We start from the raw sequence: 16,930 nt of genomic DNA, 5'->3' as shown, positions 1-16,930 counted from the left end.
GGAAACCTATTCGTTCAGCCAAGTTTCGCAAGGAGGCGAACCGCCCGCTTGACGAGGGCGCTTTCGAACAGCCGCGGCGTGAAATAGGCGCCGGCCGCGCGTTTCGCCAACTCGCCATATGTGGGGTAGGGCGCGATGAAATTGGCGACGTCGGCGATTTTCAGGCGACTTGAGAGCGCCAGCGCCCAGATCGCGATCAGATCGCCCGCCTGCGCGCCGACGATGGACGCGCCGACCGGCCTGCCTTTCACGATCATCACCTTCGTGAAGCCGGTGGTGCGATTGTCGGCGCGGGCGCGGTCATTCTCGGCGTATTCCGCGCGGTGAACCTCCAGCTTGTCGCCATGCTGCGCGCGGGCTTCGGCTTCGGTCAGGCCGACCTGGGCGAGTTCGGGGTCCAGATAGGTGACGCGGGGGATATGGTCGTCCCGAACCTTCGCCGGCAGGCGGAAGAGCGCGGAGCGCAGAACGAGCCCGGCGTGATAGGCCGCGAGATGCGTGAACTGGAGCCCGCCGGCGGCGTCGCCGATGGCGTAGACGCGCCGGTTGGTGGCGCGAAGGCCCTTGTCGACCTTCACGCCGGTCTTCGTGGTCTCGATCTTCGCGTCGGCCAGCCCGAGGTCGTCGATGTTGGCGCGCCGCCCAGCGGCGACGAGCAGGGCGTCGCCGCTGATCTCCTCACCGTCTTCGAGCGTCAGCGCGATCTCGTCGCCGGCGCGCCGCGCGGAGGCGATCTTCACGTTGTCCCGGATCACGATTCCTTCGGCGCGAAGCGCTTTGAGCGCGATGGCGGCGAGTTCGGGATCCTCGCGGCCGAGGGCGGCGGCGGCCTCCAGAACCACCACCTCCGAGCCGAGCCGCCGATGCGCCTGGGCCATTTCGCAGCCGATCGGCCCGCCGCCGATGATCAGCAGGCGGCGCGGCCGCTCGGAGAGGCCGAATATCGTCTCGTTGGTCAGGAATCCGACGCTCTCCAGGCCCGGAATCGGCGGCGCGGTCGGGCGTGAGCCGGTGGCGATGACGAAGCGGCGGGCGCGGATTCTCCGCCCGTCGGCGATGACCTCATCGGGGCTGACGAATCGCGCCATCGCCTGAATCACGGTGACGCCGAGACCCTCGAACCGGGCGACCGAATCTTGCGGGGCGATGCCCTCGATCACCGCGCGGACATGGGCTTTCGCGGCGGCGAAGTCGATCTCCGGCGTGACCGGGCGCACCCCGAAGGCGCCGCCCGCGGTCATCGCGTGCGCGGCCTTGCCGGCGGCGAGCAGCGCCTTGGACGGCACGCAGCCGGTGTTGAGGCAGTCGCCGCCCATCTCGTCGCCCTCGATCAGGACCACGGACGCCCCCATCTGCACGGCTCCCGCTGCGACGGACAGTCCGGCGGAGCCCCCGCCGATGACGCAGAGGTCAGGTTTCAGAATCTCCATATCATCTCCATGAACGGCGGCGGTTGCGGATCAGCCGGATCACGATCGGCAGGGCGGAGAGCGCCGCGAGGCCGATGAGCGGCAAGAGAATCCTGGGCTGAAAGATCAACCCGAGGTCCGGGGCGCCGCCGGATTCGAACACGGCGCCAAGCCCCGCGCCCGCCGAAGCGTAAACCAGCGCTCCGGGAATGATGCCGATGAACGTCGTCCAGATATAGACGAAGGTGCTGGCGCCGAGAAACGCCGGAACCAGATTGGCGATAAAGAAGGGAATCGCTGGCACGAGCCGCATCATGAGCAGAAAGCTGATCTGATTGGCGCGGAATCCGTCCTCCGCCTTCTTCACCCATCCGCCGGCGCGCGCGCGAAGCGCGTCGCCGAGGCCGGTGCGGGTCGCGAGGAAGATCGCGGTCGCGCCCAGCGTCGCGCCGGTCACGGCGAAGGCGGCGCCGAACCACGGGCCGAACAGGAAGCCGCCGGCCAGCGTCAACGCGAGCCCGCCGGGAAAGGAAAGCGCCGTCGCCACCGCGTAAACGCCGATGAAGGCGAGCGCGGCGGGCGCATAATGCGCGTCCCGCCAGGCGACGAGGGCCTCACGATTGTCGCGGAGCGCCTCGAAGCTGAGATACTCGCGCCCGAACGTGAAGAGAAGAATCGCGCCGAGCAGCGCGACCGCCAGCGGGATCATCCGTTTCAGGGACAGTCCCGGTGGAGGAGCGTCGGGCGCGTCATCGCATTTCATGTGCGGTCCTCCGCTTGTTTCATTCCGGCATCTGAAAGCCTTGCGCGGCGCGTGGCCAGTGCCGGCGGCCCGAGATGACGTGAGAGTGAACCCGAGATGACGAGAGAGTGAGGTCGAGTTCAAGTTTGGCTCCGTCGGGAAGCTGCGGGCGGCGGCGAAAGTCATGCCCGCCGCCGCCCGCGCGGGAATTGACAGGGTGGGCTCGTGCGCGTAATTGGTGCCTTCCAAATTCAGGGCGCCTTCGGGGCCGCCCCGTCGCCTGCATGACGAAGGACCGAAGCGATGAAACGTACTTTCCAGCCGAGCAATCGCGTGCGCTCGCGCCGCCACGGTTTTCGCGCCCGGATGGCGACGAAGAGCGGCCGCAAGATCCTGAACGCCCGGCGCAGCCGTGGTCGGAAGCGTCTCTCGGCCTGAGTCGATGACGGCGCCGGAAACCGGCGCGCCGGCGCAAGGGGCCGCCGAGGCCCCAACCGGGGCCGCTCAACGCGGCCAAACGATGATTCGTCCCGATCGGATTCGAAAGCGCCGTGATTTCCTCGCGGCGGCGCGCGCGCGCCGTCATGTCGCGCCCGGGTTCATCCTTCAGGCGCGAAAACGCGCGGAAAAAGAGATGGTCGGGGCGACGTCTCTTCGCGTCGGGTTCACCTGCTCCAAGAAAGTCGGCAACGCGGTCGCGCGGAACCGCGCGAAACGGCGCCTGAGGGCGGCGGCGGCCGCGACCTTGCCGCGATTGGGCCGCCCCGGGTGGGATTATGTCCTGATTGGGCGGGCGGGGGCGACCGCGACGCGGCCCTTCACCGAGATGCTGGCCGATCTCGAAGCCGGGCTGCGGCGCGTGCACGCCCCGGCGCGCCGGAGATGAGCCCGCTCGCCCATATCGTCGCGCTTCCGGTGCGCCTCTACCGGGCGACGTTCTCTCCGCTCGTCGGCATGAGCTGCCGCTTTCAGCCGACATGCTCCGTCTACGCGCTGGAGGCGCTCGAGAAGCATGGCGCGCTGAAGGGCGGCTGGCTGGCGCTGCGGCGGATATTGAGCTGCCACCCGCTCGGCCGCTCCGGATTCGACCCGGTGCCGGAGCCGAAGACGGACACCGCCGTGGGGAAAGCCGATTCCGATGCTTGACGACGTCCCGCCCTTTTTCGCCGACATGCCGACGAGCGGCGAATTCGCCAGGCTCCGGAAACGCATCATCCGCGACGTGCGCGACGCGCTGGAGACCTATGGCATGGTGCGGCGGGGCGCGCGCTGGCTGGTTTGCGTCTCCGGCGGCAAGGACAGCTACACGTTGCTGGCGGCGCTCATGGAGCTGCAATGGCGCGGGCTTCTGCCGGTGGAGCTTCTGGCCTGCAATCTCGATCAGGGGCAGCCGGGATTCGACGCGACGATCCTGCCGCGCTTTCTCACCCGGATGGGCGTGGCGCACAGGATCGAGCGGCGCGACACCTATTCCATCGTCACGGAGAAGATCTCCGCCGGAAAGACCTTCTGTTCGCTCTGCTCGCGGCTTCGCCGTGGGCATCTCTACCGGGTTGCGCGGGAGGAGGGCTGCGAGGCGGTCGTGCTCGGCCATCACCGGGACGACGCGCTCGAGACCTTCTTTCTCAATCTCTTCCATGGCGGCAAGCTCGCCTCCATGCCGCCGAAGCTCCTGAACGATGAGGGCGATCTCACCGTTCTGCGCCCGCTCGCCCATGTGGCGGAGGCCGATTGCGCCCGCTTCGCGGCGGCGATGAAGTTCCCGATCATCCCCTGCGACCTTTGCGGCAGCCAGGACGGCCTGCAGCGGGCCCAGATCAAGCGGCTGCTGGACGAGTGGGAGGCCCGGAGCCCGGGCCGCCGGCAGGTGATGTTCACCGCGCTCCGGAACGCGAAGCCGAGCCATCTTCTGGATTCCGCGCTTTTCGACTTCAAGGACCTCGGCGCGACGCGCTGAATGAGGAAAGCCGCCGCCGCGCATTTTACAAATCCGCAGGCTGCGATAGGGTCTCCGCACCAAGGAGAATCCGATGTCAGACACATCACTTTGGCGCCTCGGCGCCGCCGATCTCGCCGCTCTCATCGCCAAGGGCGAGGTTTCGGCCCGCGACGCCGCCGCTTCGGCGATCGCGCGGATGGAGGCGGTGAACCCGCGCCTGAACGCGGTCGTCGCCGACCTCTCCGCCGAAGCGATGACCGAGGCGGCGGCGCTGGACGAGCGTCAGGCCGGAGGCGAGCCGCTCGGCCCGCTTCACGGCGTTCCGGTCACGATCAAGGTGAATGTCGATCAGAAGGGCCACGCCACGACGAACGGCGTCCCCGCCTTCGCCAATGTCATCGCCCCGGCGGATGCGCCCGTGGTCTCCAATCTGAAGGCCGCCGGCGCGGTGGTGATCGGGCGCACCAACACGCCGGAATTCTCGTTCAGGGCGGACACGGACAACCCGCTGCATGGGCGGACGCTCAACCCCTGGGGCGATGATATCTCGCCGGGCGGCTCCTCCGGCGGCGCGGGCGCGGCGGTGGCGGCGGGGATATGCGCGCTTGGCCACGGCAATGACATCGGCGGCTCGCTCCGGTTTCCGGCGGCGGCCAACGGCGTCGCGACGGTGAAGCCGGGGCTCGGCCGCGTTCCCGCCTACAATCCCTCGCAGACCGTGGAGCGCGGGATGCTGGCGCAGTCGATGTCGGTGCAGGGGCTGATCGGGCGGCGGGCGTGCGACGTCCGGCTCGGCATGAGGACGCTGATCGCGCCCGACGCGCGCGATCCGTTCCACGTTCCCGCGCCGTTCGACGGCCCGAAGCGGGAGGGCAAGATCAAGGTCGCCTTCACCAAGGAGACCTGCGAGTTCGACCTTCATCCCGATGTCGAGCGCGCGCTCGACACCGCCGCGACCGCGCTCGGCGACGCCGGCTACGAGGTGGTGAACATCGACGCGCCGATGGTGCGCGAGATCGCCCATGTCGGCTATCGCGCGCTGATGGGCGAAGTCGAGGCGCTGATGGCGCCCTCGGTGCGCGAACTCGGCTCGGAGACGATCCGGAACGTGTTCGACGCCTATTATGAGCTGTTTCCCCCCTACAAGGGCGTCGAGCTTCTGGAGATGATGGCGAAGCGGAGCTACTACGCGCGGGCGTGGACGGTCTTTCTGGAGACTTATCCGCTTGTCCTCTCGCCCTTCCTGCCGCAACCGTTCTTCGCGCCCGACCGGGACGCCGAAGGCGTCGAGGGGGTGCGCGAGGCGCTCGGCTCCGCGATCTGGTCCTATTCGATGAACTTTCTCGGCCTGCCGGCGGGCAACATCCCGGCCTATCTGAACGACAAGCAGCCGATCTCCGTGCAGGTCATCGGCCAGCGATTCCGCGAAGACATGATCCTCGACGCCTGCGAGGCGATCGAGGCGCGGGTCGGCGTGATGGCGGAGCGGCTCTGGGCGCGCGAAGATTGAGGGCGTGCTCCCGGATATATTGAGGGACGGCCTCGATGTCGTGTTCTGCGGCACGGCGGCGGGCAGGCGTTCCGCCGAGGTCGGCATGTATTACGCGGGCCGCGGCAATCTTTTCTGGCCCACGCTTTTTGAGGTGGGCCTGACACCGGTGCTTTTGGCGCCCGAAACGGCCGATGAGCTTCCGCGTTTCGGCATCGGGCTGACGGATCTCGCCAAAGAAGCCTCCGGCTCTGATCGCGAGCTTCCGCCGGGCGCATTCGCGCCGGCGCGGCTGGCCGAGGTTCTCGGAACGTGGAGGCCGACCATCGTCGCTTTCAATGGCAAGAGGGCGGCGCGGGCCGCGCTTGGCCGGCCAACGGCCCATCCGGTGGATTATGGCGAACAGGCGGGGCTCGAGATTGGCGGCGCTGTTCCATGGGTGCTGCCGTCGACCTCTGGCGCGGCGCGGGGCTATTGGTCGATCGAGCCATGGCGGAGGCTCGCCGAGGCGGTTCGCGCACGGCGCGCGTAGCGGCGCCGGGGGGCTCTCGCCCCGATTTTCCGGCGGCGGTTGATTGCGGCGCGGCGCGCAATACGTTGATGGTCTCCAGGCGAGGAGGCCGCGCCGATGTTCAATGAGATGACCGGCGAAGACGGCGTGGTCCGCTCGCCCTACGAGGGCGTCAGCCGGTGGCTCGAGGAGACGGGCGCCGCCGCTCTGATGCTGAAGACCGAAGAGGCGGAGGCGATCTTTCGCCGGATCGGCATCACTTTCGCGGTTTACGGCGAGGGCGGCGACCCGGAGCGGCTCATTCCCTTCGATCTGATCCCGCGCGTCTTCGACGCGGTCGAGTGGCGCCGGATCGAGCGGGGCGTCAAGCAGCGGGCGCGCGCGCTCAACGCGTTTCTCTGGGATGTCTATCACCGGGGCGAGATCCTGAAGGCCGGGATCGTCCCGGAGCGGCTGGTCTATCAGAATGCGGCTTTCCTGCCGGAGATGATCGGCGTCGGCCCGCCGGGCCGGGTCTATTCGCATATCGTCGGGATCGACATCGTGCGCACCGGAGAGCGGCTGTTTCAGGTGCTGGAGGACAACTGCCGAACGCCGTCCGGCGTCTCCTACAAGCTCGAGACGCGCACCATCATGATGCGGATGTTCCCGGAGTTGTTTCAGACGTTGTCGATCGAGCCGGTGGACGACTATCCAAGCCTCCTGCGCAAGACCCTGGAGGAGGTGGCGCCCCCGGCCTGCAAGGGCGATCCGACGGTGGTGATCCTGACCCCGGGCGCGCTGAACTCGGCTTATTACGAGCATTCCTTCCTCTCCGACCAGATGGGCGTCGATCTGGTGGAGCCGCGGGATCTCTTTGTGGATGACGGGCGGGTCTGGATGCGGACGACTCAGGGGCCGCGGCGGGTGGATGTGATCTACCGGCGGATCGACGACGCCTTTCTCGACCCGATCACCTTTCGGGCCGACAGCGCGCTCGGCGTGGCGGGGCTGATGCAGGCCTACCGCACCGGCGGCGTGACGATCTGTTCCGCGCCGGGCGCCGGCGTCGCCGACGACAAGGCGGTCTACTGCTATGTGCCGGACATGATCCGCTTCTATCTTGGCGAGGCGCCGATCCTGGAGAACGTGCGGACCTGGCGGTGCTCCGAGCCGGACGAGGCGGCCTATGTCCTGGAGAATCTCGGCGATCTGGTGGTCAAGGAAGTGCATGGCTCCGGCGGCTACGGCATGCTGATCGGACCGAAGGCCACGGCCGGAGAGATCGCCGCCTACGCCGAGCGGATCAGGGCCGATCCGGACGGTTTCATCGCGCAGCCGACGCTCGAGCTTTCGGTGGCGCCGTCGCTGGCGGGAGGCCGCATCGCGCCGCGGCATGTCGATCTGCGGCCCTATTGCCTGGTCGGGCGAACGATGCGCCTCACGCCGGGGGCGCTGACGCGCGTCGCGCTTCGCGAGGGGTCGCTCGTCGTCAATTCGAGCCAGGGCGGCGGGGTGAAGGACACATGGGTGTTGTCGGAATGAGGTGGAGATGCTGAGCCGGACCGCCGAAAACCTGTTCTGGACCGCGCGCTATCTCGAGCGTGCGGAGGCCGCCGCGCGGCTGATCGAGATGGGGCGGCGGATGACGCTCATTCCGGGCCCGAGCCGCGATGAATGGCGTTCCGTCGCGGCGGTGGCCGGGGCGGCGCATCTTTTCGACGAAGATGAGCGGATCACCGAGGCGCGGATCGTCGAGAAGCTGGTGCTCTGCCCGGACTCCCCGGCCTCGATCCGGTATTGTCTGAACCGGGCGCGCGACAGCGCCCGCGCCGTCCGCACCTCGCTCACCGCAGAGATGTGGGAGGCGCTCAACGACGGCTGGCGGCGACTGGAGATCGCGGATCCGAACGTGGCGCTTCGCGAATTGCCCGCGCTCCTCGACTGGGTGAAGACCCGCGCCTCGATTTTTCGCGGCGCGTCCGAGGCGTCGATGTTGCGGACCGACAGGTATTATTTCCTGCGCATCGGCGGATTTCTGGAGCGCTCGGAACTGACGCTCAGGTTGCTCGACGTCAAATACTTCGTGTTGCTTCCGGAAACGGAGACGGTGGGCGGCGGGCGCGATCATCATCAATGGACGTCGGTGCTGCAGGCGACCTCGGCGTCGCGGGCCTATCATCATGTCTATCGCGGCGATTTCAGCCCGTGGAAGATCACCGATTTCCTGATCCTGAATCTCAGATTCCCGCGCTCCGTCGCCTATTGCTACACCGAACTGTCGCGCTATCTCGGGCTTCTCGCGCTCGCTTACGGACAGCGCAACCAGTGTCATTCCCTGGCCGGCGAAATGGTGGCGCGGCTCGCCGATACGGAGATGGGAGAGCTGTTCCAGTCCGGGCTGCATGAGTTCACCACGGAGGCGCTCCGGCACAACGCCCGACTCTCGGCCGCGATCTCCCGCGCCTATTACTTTTGAGGTCCGATGCTTCTCTCGATCCGCCATCGCACGCGCTATGAGTACACGCCTCCGGCCGCGCGCGTCGCGCTGAAGGTGCGGCTTTTTCCGGCGATGACCGCGACGCAGACGCCGCGCGCCTGGCGCGTGACCGTGAACGGCGAAGCCCCCGAAATGCGGCTGGTGAACGGTTTCGGCGACGAGGAGGCGGTCTGGTTCGGCCATGAGGGCGCCGCGGAGGTGGAGATCGTCGCCGAAGGCGAAGTCGAGACGCGCGGCGCGCATGGGGTGCTGCGGGGCTGGACGATGGCGGCGCGACCGGGCGTCTTTCTGAGGAAAACCGCGCTGACGGCGCCAGACGCCGCCATCGTCGCCCTCGCGCGCGACGCGGCGGCGGGAGAGACCGGGCTCGCGGCGGCGCATGCGCTCTCCGCCGCGGTGCGGGAGGCGGTGGCGTATCGCCCCGGCGCGACGGCGGCGACGACGACGGCCGCCGAGGCGCTGCGCCTCGGCGCGGGCGTCTGTCAGGATCATGCGCATCTTCTGATCTCCGCCGCGCGGGCGCGCGGCGCGCCCGCGCGATATGTCGTCGGCTACCTCATGATCGGGGATGCGGATGAGCCGCTCCACGCGGCGACGCAGGAGACCCACGCATGGGCGGAGCTCTGGATCGACGATCTCGGCTGGGTCGGGTTCGACGCCTCCAACGGGATCTGTCCGACGGATCGTTACGTTCGGCTTGCGGCGGGGCTTGACGCGGTGGACGCGGCGCCCCTACGTGGATCGATCACCGGCGCCGTAGATGAGACGCTCGAAGCCGACGTTGTGGTGAGCCAGATGCAACAGTAAGAGGCCGCTGATGACCTATTGCGTAGGTCTGAAGCTCGACGCCGGCATCGTGATGATGGCCGACACGCGCACCAACGCCGGGCTCGACGATATCTCCCGCTTCCGAAAGATGTTCACCTGGCGCAAGGAGGGCGAGCGGGTGCTCGCCGTATGCTGCGCGGGCAATCTTTCGATCACGCAGGGCGTCATGAGCCGCGTCAACGCCGCCATCGCCCGCTCCAGAACCGATGACGGGGTGGAGACGATCCTCAACACCCCGACGCTCTTTCACTCCGCGCAGCTTTTCGGCGACGCGATGAAGGAGGTGCAGGCGCGCCACCGCGAGACGTTGCAGGCGCAGGGCGCCGGCGCCGACGCCTCGATCCTGCTCGCCGGGCAGCGCGCGGGCGGCGAGCTGCGGCTCTACCTGATCTATTCCGCCGGAAACTTCATCGAAGCGACCGACGACACGCCCTTCCTCCAGATCGGCGAGCATAAATACGGAAAGCCGATCCTCGATCGCGTGATCACCCCGGACACCCCGCTCGACCTGGCGCTGAAGGCGGTGTTCCTGTCCATGGATTCGACGCTCCGCTCCAACCTCTCGGTCGGGATGCCGCTCGATCTGGTGGTGATCCGCACCGGCGAGATCGCGTTCGCGATCCAGCGCCGGGTCGAAGCCGAGGATGCGGATTTCTCCGCCATCTCGAAAGGCTGGGCGGAGGCGATCCGAAACGCGTTCGAGACGCTGCCGGCGGTCGATGGCGGCGCCTCGAATCCGAGCTGAAGCCGGAGAGTCGGCTCAGATCGGCGCCGGAAAGCGCCGGTGGATCGCTTCGATCGCGGCGGATTGCTCCTCCGTGAGCGTGAGGGATGCGGCCGATAGCGCCGTATCCAGCTGATCGAGCGATGTCGCCCCGAAGATCGCGGCGCCCATGAAGGGACGGCTGAGGCAGAAGGCGAGCGCCATCGCCGCCGGATCGAGCCCCGATCCTTTCGCGAGGTCGAGATAGGCGTCATGCGCCGGCCAGAGCTGCGGCGTGATCCGCCCGTTCAGCGTGGCGTTGAGCGCCCTTCGCGTGTTCGGCGGGGTTTTGTCGCCAGCGTATTTTCCGCTCAGGATGCCGGTGGCCAGCGGCGAATAGGCCAGCAGGCTGACCCCCTCGGCCATGCAGATCTCCCCGAGATCGAGATCGAAAAGCCGGCAAAGGAGCGAATATTCGTTCTGGATCGAGACGACGCGCGGCAAAGCGTGCCGCTCCGCGACCTCGAGAAACAGCATCAACCCCCAGGCCGTCTCGTTCGAGAGGCCGACATGGCCGATCTTGCCGGCGTCGATCGCGCGGTCGAGCGCGCCGAGAATGTCGGCGATCTCCTGGCGCTCGCGCGCCGGGTCATGCGCGGGCGGCGTCCAGCCCCAGTAGCGGCGGAAATGATAGCTGCCGCGATTGGGCCAGTGGAGCTGATAAAGATCGATATGGTCGGTCCGGAGCCGTTTGAGCGAGGCGTCGAGCGCCTTCTCGATTTCCGCAGGCGTGATCGGCGGCGTCGGCGCGACCCCGGCGCGGGCGCGCTGGCTGCCTTCTCCGGTGATCTTCGAGGCGAGGACGATCTCCTCCCGGCGCCCGGATTTCGCGAGCCACGAGCCGATGATCGCCTCCGTCGCGCCGGGCTGGTCGTTCGGGCCGGGATTGGCGGGATACATCTCGGCGGTGTCGATGAAATTGACGCCCGCCGCCAGCGCCCGCTCGATCTGGGCGTGGCCTTCGGCCTCCGTGTTCTGCGAACCCCAGGTCATGGAGCCGAGGCAGAGCGCGGAGACGGTCGGCCCGTTGCGGCCAAGGGTGGTGTGCTTCATTTCTTCTCTCGGATTGTCAGGGGAGGGTGGGCGCGTTCACGCCGGGGATCGGCTTCTCCGGCGGCGCCTGCCGCCGCGTCCGGCGCCGGCGGCGCCGTCATCCCCCGCGCCGCCGCCGAAGGCGACATGGGGCAGGGAGACGACAGCGTTCAGCAGCGGGAACGGCGCCGTCTTGTTCGGGATCGCGATCGCGTCCACGAAATGCTCCTGAAAGCGCGGCTCGACCGCGGTCTCGACCTTGTGGATGCCGCGCACCACGCTCTCGATCTCGCGCCGGGCGGCGACGTTGAGAAGCGCGATGCGCGCGCCGGTGCCGGCGGCGTTGCCGGCGGAGGTCACCTTCTCCAGCGGGCAATCGGGAATCATGCCGAGCACCATCGCGTGTCTTGGCGAGATATGCGCGCCGAAGGCGCCGGCGAGCACCACGCGGTCCACGGTCTCGACGCCGCGCCTGTCCATCAGGAGCCGCGCGCCGGCGTAGAGCGCGGCCTTCGCGAGCTGGATGGCGCGCACGTCCGCCTGGGTGACGAGGATTCGCGGCCCGCCGGCGGCGGCGGCGTCATGGAGCAGATAGGCGTGGGTGCGCCCGTCCAGCTCGCAGCGGCCGGTTCCCGTCGCGGCGGCGGAGCCGATGACGCCGTCTTCGTCCATGATCCCGGCGAGGCGCATCTCCGCGATCACCTCGATGATGCCGGAGCCGCAGATTCCGGTGACGCCCCGATCGCCGATCGCCGCCTCGAATCCAGGCTCGTCCGACCAGAGCTCGCAGCCGATGACGCGAAAGCGCGGCTCCTTGGTCTCCGGGTCGATCTCGACCTTCTCGATGGCGCCCGGGGCGGCGCGTTGTCCGGCGCTGATCTGCGCGCCTTCGAAGGCGGGGCCGGTGGGGGAGGAGCAGGCGAGAACGCCGGTCCTGTCGCCGAGCATGATCTCCGCATTGGTGCCGACATCGACGAGCAGCACCAGATCCTCGGAGACGTTCGGCCCTTCCGAGAGCGCGACAGCCGCCGCGTCGGCGCCCACATGGCCGGCGATGCAGGGCAGGATGTAGACGCGCGCGCCGGGATGGGCCTCGATATCGAGCTCCTCGGCCCGAAGATGAAGCGCGTTGGCGGTGGCGAGCGCGAAGGGCGCCCAGCCGAGCTCCTTCGGGTCGATCCCGAGAAGCAGGTGGTGCATCACCGGATTGGCGACGAAAACCGCCTCCACGATCTCCGCCCGGTCCACGCCGGCTTCGGCGGCGACCTCCCCGATCAGCGTGTTCACGGCCTCGCGCACGACTTTCGTCATCGCCTCGGCGCCGCCGGGGTTCAGCATCGAATAGCTGACCCGGCTCATCAGATCCTCGCCGAAGCGGATCTGCGGGTTCATCAGCCCCGATGAGGCGAGAACGTCGCCGGACTGGAGGTCGACGAGATGACAGGCGATGGTGGTGGAGCCGATATCGAAGGCGAGCCCGTAGATCGATCCTTCGTAGAATCCGGGCCAGACCTGAATGATCCGCGCCGCGCCGCCCGGCTCGCCGCGGTGAACGGCGCAGGTGACCTTCCATCCGCCATCCCGCAGCGCGGGTTGCAGCGCCCGCATGACGCCGAGATCCGCCAGCGGATGATCGAGGCCCCACTGCTCGTGAAGCGCGCGGCGCAGCCGTTCCAGATCGCCGCTCGGTTTCTCCATGTCGGGTTTCTCGACCTCGACGTAATAGAGCCTCGTCGCGGGATCCATGACGATGTCGCGCGCCTCGGCGCGCTTGCGGACGACCTGCTTGTGAAGCTGGCTCGTCGCCGGAACGTCGATCACCATGTCGCCGAGAAGCTGCGCCTGACAGCCGAGCCGGCGCCCCGCCGGGAGCCCGCGTTTGGAGTCGTAGCGCTCCTCCACCGCGTTCCATTCGGAGAGGCCGTCCTCGGCGGCGGTGACGCCGTGCTTCGAAAACTGGCCGAATTGCGGCGCGACCTGACATTTGGAGCAGATGCCGCGCCCGCCGCAGACGCTGTCGAGATCGACGCCAAGCTGGCGCGCGGCGGTCAGGATCGGCGTGCCTGCGGGAAAGCGGCCGCGCTTCCCGGATGGGGTGAAAACCACGAGAGGGTCGGATTCGGACATGGCTGGGCTTTCTCAGGGCGGCGCCGTCTCGGATCGGCGCGGGTCATTGCTAATCCTTTCGCATCCCCGCGCCAACCGCCCGCGGGATTGCGTCGCCATAGGGTGTGAATGCGTCGGGAAGATCCGAAGCGGGGCCAGGCCTCGCGCTTCGGCGCCGCGTCAGTCCGAGCGCCGCCGGCGCCGGCGGCCGCCGCCGGCGCCGGCGGGGCCCGCGGCGGCCTTGTTGGCGCGGATCCAGGCCGCGCCCGAAGGGTCGTGATCGAGCAGGAAATTCGCGGCGCGGATCGCCTCGATCTCGCTCGACGGGGTGGCGGAGGCGGACCCGAGCCCGATCAGCGGCGCGAGCGCGGCGGGGTCGATCCCGTCCGGGACCGTGATCCCCAGCGCCGCGAGCTCCGCGACCCGCGCCGCGATCTTCTTCTCGCTCGCGCCGGGCCGCATCGGGTTCATGATCGCCGATGTCATGCCCGCCGCCGCCGCCATCGGCAGGAAGGCGTTGTTGATTCCGTGCCGGTTGGGCAAGCCGAACGAGACGTTGGAGGCGCCGCAGGTGGTGTTGACGCCCAACTCCTCCCGGAGCCGCCGGACCAGAGCGAAGACCTGAAGCCCCGCCGTCGCCATCGCGCCGATCGGCATCACCAGCGGATCGACGACGATGTCATGCGCCGGAATGCCGAAATCCGCGGCGCGCCGGACGATCTTCTTCGCCACCTCGAAGCGCACGTCCGGGTCTTCGGAGATGCCGGTGTCGTCATTCGAGATCGCGACCACGGGCACGTTGTATTTCTTGACCAGCGGCAGAACGAGCGCCATCCGCTCCTCCTCGCCGGTGACCGAATTCAGGAGCGGGCGGCCTTCGGCCGTCTCCAGCCCGTTCTTCAGCGCGCCGGGGACGGAGCTGTCGATGCAGAGCGGGACGTCGACCAGCGCCTGCACACGCGCCACCAGCTCCTTCATCAGGGCCGGCTCGACGAAGTTGTTGTCGGCGTAGCGCGGATCTTCGGCCATCTTGTTGGTGAAGACCGCGCCGGAATTGATGTCCAGTATGGCGGCGCCGCAGGCGACCTGGTCGAGCGCGTCCCGCTCGACGGTGGAGAAATCGCCCGCCTCCAGCTCCGCCGCCAGCCGCTTGCGGCCGGTGGGGTTGATCCGCTCGCCGATGACGCAAAAGGGCTCGTCAAAGCCGATGATGACGGTTTTCGTCCTGGATTCGACGACAGTTCGTGTCATGCGTTCGTGTCTTTCTGCGGCTGGATGAGATCGGATCAGCCGGTGGCGACAAACCGGCGCGCGCCGCCGAAAGCCCTGGCGAATTCGGCGGCGTTGGCGATGCCGCCGAGGGGGAAGAAGTGCGTCTTGGCGATCGTGAAGTCGGGGTTGGCCATCTTGTGCGCCGCGAGATCCGTGAGAAACCTTTCAGGGGTGAAAGGCGTCACCAGCTTTGTCACATCCGCCGCGCGGCGTTGCAAGACCCGAAGCGAAGGGCCGACGCCGCAGGCCAGAGCGAAGCGAATCAGCGTCTGCAGCCGCGCCGGGCCCGGGACGCCGATATGGATCGGGAGATTGACGCCTTCGTCGCGAAGCCGGTCGGCCCACGCGATCACCGGCGCCGCCTCGAAGCAGAATTGCGTCACGATCGCCATCTGCGCGTCGGTCCGCTCCGCGAAACCGGCTTTCCAGCGGAGCGCCGCCATCGCCCGCGCGCCGTCGCCGTCCGGGTCGATATCGCGGTTGCCTTCCGGATGGCCGGCGACGTGAAGCCGGGTGAATCCCGCCTTGTCGAACAGCCCGGTCTCGATCAGCTGCATCGAATCCGAAAACGCGCCCCGGGGGGCGGGGAGCCCGCCGGCGAGCAGCAGCGTCTGATCGACGCCGGCCTCATCCCGATAGCGGCCGATCCACTCCTTGAGCGTCGCGCGGTCCGCGATGAGCCGCGCCGGAAAATGCGGCATGACGGCGAAGCCTTCTTCGCGGAGCCTCGCCGCTGTGGCGACCATGTCCTCGATCGGCGCGCCGTCGATATGCGCGATGTAAACGCGGGTTCCGGCGGGCAGCAGCGTGCGGAAATCCGCAATCCGGCTGGCGGTGCGCGGCGTCACCTCGATGGAGAAGCCGTCCAGAAGCGCGGCGGCGCCCGCCGCGGGCGTCGGCGCGGGGCGGCGCGTGGGGAAGAGGTTCCGGATCTTGGCCATCGCTGAGGTCGCTCCCGTTCGAGGTTACCGCTTCTCCGCCCATCCATCGTTCGCGATCAGGGCGTGGAGATGGGCTGCGTCGTATTCCGCTTCGAGGCGGGCGGCTTCGGCCGCCGCGACGGCGCCGTCGTCGTCTCCCGCGACCTCGACCGGGGCGGCCTTGCGCCATTCGGCGAGATAGGCGTCGTCGCCGCGCGCGCCAATCTTCATCGCGCAGCGGTCGATCGCCTGAACGAAGCGTTCCGACAGCTCCACCTTGGCGGCGCGCCGCCCCTTGCCGACGATGACCTGCGCCGGGATGTCCCGCCAGAAGACCGTGACCACCTGTGGCATCCCGAACCGCTCCCATCTCTTCAACTGGACATGCGTCATGACCGGCGCGCCGGCGCGCGCGATCGCGACCGCCCGCGCCTCCTTTCCGACATGTGTCGGCGGGAGATGGGATGCAAGTCGGGTTTTCGCCTTGTCGCGTCGGCGGCCAGCCTGTAATTTGCTCCCGAGCGGCGCACGCCGCTGTGATCCAAGGCCACCTGATGTCCATTTCGCCGCCGACCATTTCGTTCGAGTTCTTTCCACCGAAAGGGCCGAAAGGGGCGATGCGGCTCTGGCGGTCGGTTGAGCGCCTGGCGCCGCTCGGGCCGCGTTTCGTCTCGGTCACCTACGGGGCGGGCGGCTCCACGCGGGAGCGGACAGTCGCCGCGATCCACGCCATTCGAGAACGCGCCCGGCTTGACGTCGCGGGGCATCTCACCTGTGTCGGCGCGACGAAAATGGAGACGCTGGCCGTCGCGCGCGCCTATGCGAAAATGGGATGCCGCCGGATCGTCGCGCTGCGCGGAGACGGCGCGCCCGGGAGCGGCGGATTCGCGCCGCATCCGGGTGGATTTTCCGGCTCTGAGGAGCTGATCGCGGCGCTGAAGGCGATGGGCGACTTCCATGTCAGCGTCGGCGCATATCCGGAGCGGCATCCGGAGGCGGCGGACGCCGCCGCCGATATCGCTCATCTCAAACGCAAGTTCGACGCTGGCGCGGATGACGCGATCACGCAGTTCTTTTTCGATGTCGAGACCTTCCTGCGCTTTCGAGACCGGTGCGCGGCGGCGGGGATCGAAAAGCCGGTCATTCCGGGCGTTTTGCCGATCGAGAATTTCGCCCGGATGAAATCCTTCGCGGCGCGGTGCGGCGCCTCCGTTCCCGGCTGGATGGAGGCCGCCTACGCGAACGCCGAAGCCGCGGACGCCGTGGAGATTCTGTCCGTCTCGATCGCTTCGGAGATGTGCGACAGGCTCCGGCGCGAAGGGGCGGGGCATATTCATCTTTACACGCTCAACAATCCGGATTTGCCCTATCGGGTCTGCCAGGCGCTGGGCGTCGAGACGGCGCCGGTCCGGATCGCCGCGGCGGCCGGATGCGCATGAT

The 16,930-nt window shown here is 68.3% G+C and carries 18 protein-coding genes; 11 read left to right on the top strand and 7 right to left on the bottom strand.

What is annotated here, in order from left to right; translation table 11 throughout:
• Nucleotides 1–14 precede the first annotated feature (14 nt).
• Nucleotides 15–1,430: a dihydrolipoyl dehydrogenase family protein gene (locus tag WG921_RS14815; protein ID WP_340110028.1), complete on the bottom strand. Its 1,416-nt coding sequence runs from the start codon at nt 1,428–1,430 to the stop codon at nt 15–17.
• Nucleotide 1,431: 1 nt separating this feature from the next.
• Entirely contained in the window at nt 1,432–2,172 is a 741-nt protein-coding gene (locus tag WG921_RS14810; protein WP_340110027.1) for a TVP38/TMEM64 family protein, read from the bottom strand.
• A 282-nt stretch (nt 2,173–2,454) separates the two neighbouring features.
• Between WG921_RS14810 and rpmH the strand changes: the two genes are divergently transcribed.
• The 10 genes from rpmH to WG921_RS14760 all read left to right on the top strand — a co-directional run bounded on the left by rpmH (nt 2,455) and on the right by WG921_RS14760 (nt 10,142).
• Complete coding sequence (rpmH, locus tag WG921_RS14805) at nt 2,455–2,589, top strand: 50S ribosomal protein L34 (protein ID WP_340110026.1); 135 nt, start codon at nt 2,455–2,457, stop codon at nt 2,587–2,589.
• A 4-nt stretch (nt 2,590–2,593) separates the two neighbouring features.
• Nucleotides 2,594–3,037: a ribonuclease P protein component gene (gene rnpA, locus WG921_RS14800; RefSeq protein ID WP_413788598.1), complete on the top strand. Its 444-nt coding sequence runs from the start codon at nt 2,594–2,596 to the stop codon at nt 3,035–3,037.
• On the top strand, nt 3,034–3,297 hold the full coding sequence (gene yidD / locus WG921_RS14795; RefSeq protein ID WP_340110024.1) for a membrane protein insertion efficiency factor YidD: 264 nt from the start codon (nt 3,034–3,036) through the stop codon (nt 3,295–3,297). The genes rnpA and yidD overlap by 4 nt, the downstream gene beginning before the upstream one ends.
• On the top strand, nt 3,290–4,108 hold the full coding sequence (gene ttcA / locus WG921_RS14790) for a tRNA 2-thiocytidine(32) synthetase TtcA (protein ID WP_340110023.1): 819 nt from the start codon (nt 3,290–3,292) through the stop codon (nt 4,106–4,108). Before yidD ends, ttcA begins: the two co-directional genes overlap by 8 nt.
• 73 nt (nt 4,109–4,181) lie before the next feature.
• Nucleotides 4,182–5,600 (top strand): amidase family protein, encoded by a 1,419-nt coding sequence (locus WG921_RS14785; protein WP_340110022.1) that lies wholly within the window; start codon nt 4,182–4,184, stop codon nt 5,598–5,600.
• A gap of 4 nt (nt 5,601–5,604) precedes the next feature.
• A complete protein-coding gene (locus WG921_RS14780) occupies nt 5,605–6,111 on the top strand; it encodes a mismatch-specific DNA-glycosylase (protein WP_340110021.1) in 507 nt (168 codons plus the stop codon).
• A gap of 96 nt (nt 6,112–6,207) precedes the next feature.
• The gene (locus WG921_RS14775; RefSeq protein WP_340110020.1) at nt 6,208–7,614 is read left to right on the top strand and encodes a circularly permuted type 2 ATP-grasp protein; all 1,407 of its coding nucleotides are present in this window, start codon (nt 6,208–6,210) and stop codon (nt 7,612–7,614) included.
• A 7-nt stretch (nt 7,615–7,621) separates the two neighbouring features.
• Nucleotides 7,622–8,548, top strand: coding sequence for an alpha-E domain-containing protein (locus tag WG921_RS14770; RefSeq protein ID WP_340110019.1), 927 nt, complete (start codon nt 7,622–7,624; stop codon nt 8,546–8,548).
• Nucleotides 8,549–8,554: 6 nt separating this feature from the next.
• Nucleotides 8,555–9,376 carry a transglutaminase family protein gene (locus tag WG921_RS14765; protein WP_340110018.1) on the top strand — a complete coding sequence of 274 codons (822 nt, stop codon included), beginning with the start codon at nt 8,555–8,557 and terminating at the stop codon, nt 9,374–9,376.
• A 10-nt stretch (nt 9,377–9,386) separates the two neighbouring features.
• Nucleotides 9,387–10,142, top strand: a complete 756-nt coding sequence (locus tag WG921_RS14760; protein WP_340110017.1) for a peptidase — start codon at nt 9,387–9,389, stop codon at nt 10,140–10,142.
• Between the two features lie 15 nt (nt 10,143–10,157).
• Here WG921_RS14760 and WG921_RS14755 read toward each other — a convergent pair whose 3' ends face one another.
• The 5 genes from WG921_RS14755 to WG921_RS14735 form a co-directional block, all read right to left on the bottom strand.
• The gene (locus WG921_RS14755) at nt 10,158–11,213 is read right to left on the bottom strand and encodes an aldo/keto reductase (RefSeq protein WP_340110016.1); all 1,056 of its coding nucleotides are present in this window, start codon (nt 11,211–11,213) and stop codon (nt 10,158–10,160) included.
• A gap of 36 nt (nt 11,214–11,249) precedes the next feature.
• Nucleotides 11,250–13,319, bottom strand: coding sequence for an ASKHA domain-containing protein (locus tag WG921_RS14750; protein ID WP_340110015.1), 2,070 nt, complete (start codon nt 13,317–13,319; stop codon nt 11,250–11,252).
• A gap of 159 nt (nt 13,320–13,478) precedes the next feature.
• Entirely contained in the window at nt 13,479–14,549 is a 1,071-nt protein-coding gene (locus WG921_RS14745; RefSeq protein ID WP_340110014.1) for a dihydropteroate synthase, read from the bottom strand.
• Nucleotides 14,550–14,584: 35 nt separating this feature from the next.
• Complete coding sequence (locus WG921_RS14740) at nt 14,585–15,511, bottom strand: methylenetetrahydrofolate reductase (protein WP_340110013.1); 927 nt, start codon at nt 15,509–15,511, stop codon at nt 14,585–14,587.
• Between the two features lie 24 nt (nt 15,512–15,535).
• Nucleotides 15,536–15,844, bottom strand: coding sequence for a virulence factor (locus WG921_RS14735; protein WP_340110012.1), 309 nt, complete (start codon nt 15,842–15,844; stop codon nt 15,536–15,538).
• 206 nt (nt 15,845–16,050) lie between these two features.
• Between WG921_RS14735 and metF the strand changes: the two genes are divergently transcribed.
• Nucleotides 16,051–16,929: a methylenetetrahydrofolate reductase [NAD(P)H] gene (metF, locus tag WG921_RS14730; RefSeq protein WP_340110137.1), complete on the top strand. Its 879-nt coding sequence runs from the start codon at nt 16,051–16,053 to the stop codon at nt 16,927–16,929.
• Nucleotide 16,930 lies beyond the last annotated feature (1 nt).

It is taken from the genome of Paludibacillus litoralis, from assembly GCF_037646705.1.
Classification (GTDB): Bacteria; Pseudomonadota; Alphaproteobacteria; order Rhodobacterales; family Rhodobacteraceae; genus Pikeienuella; species Pikeienuella litoralis.
The sequence above is the reverse complement of the archived record's forward strand: the minus strand, read 5'-3'. Positions and strand labels throughout refer to the sequence as shown.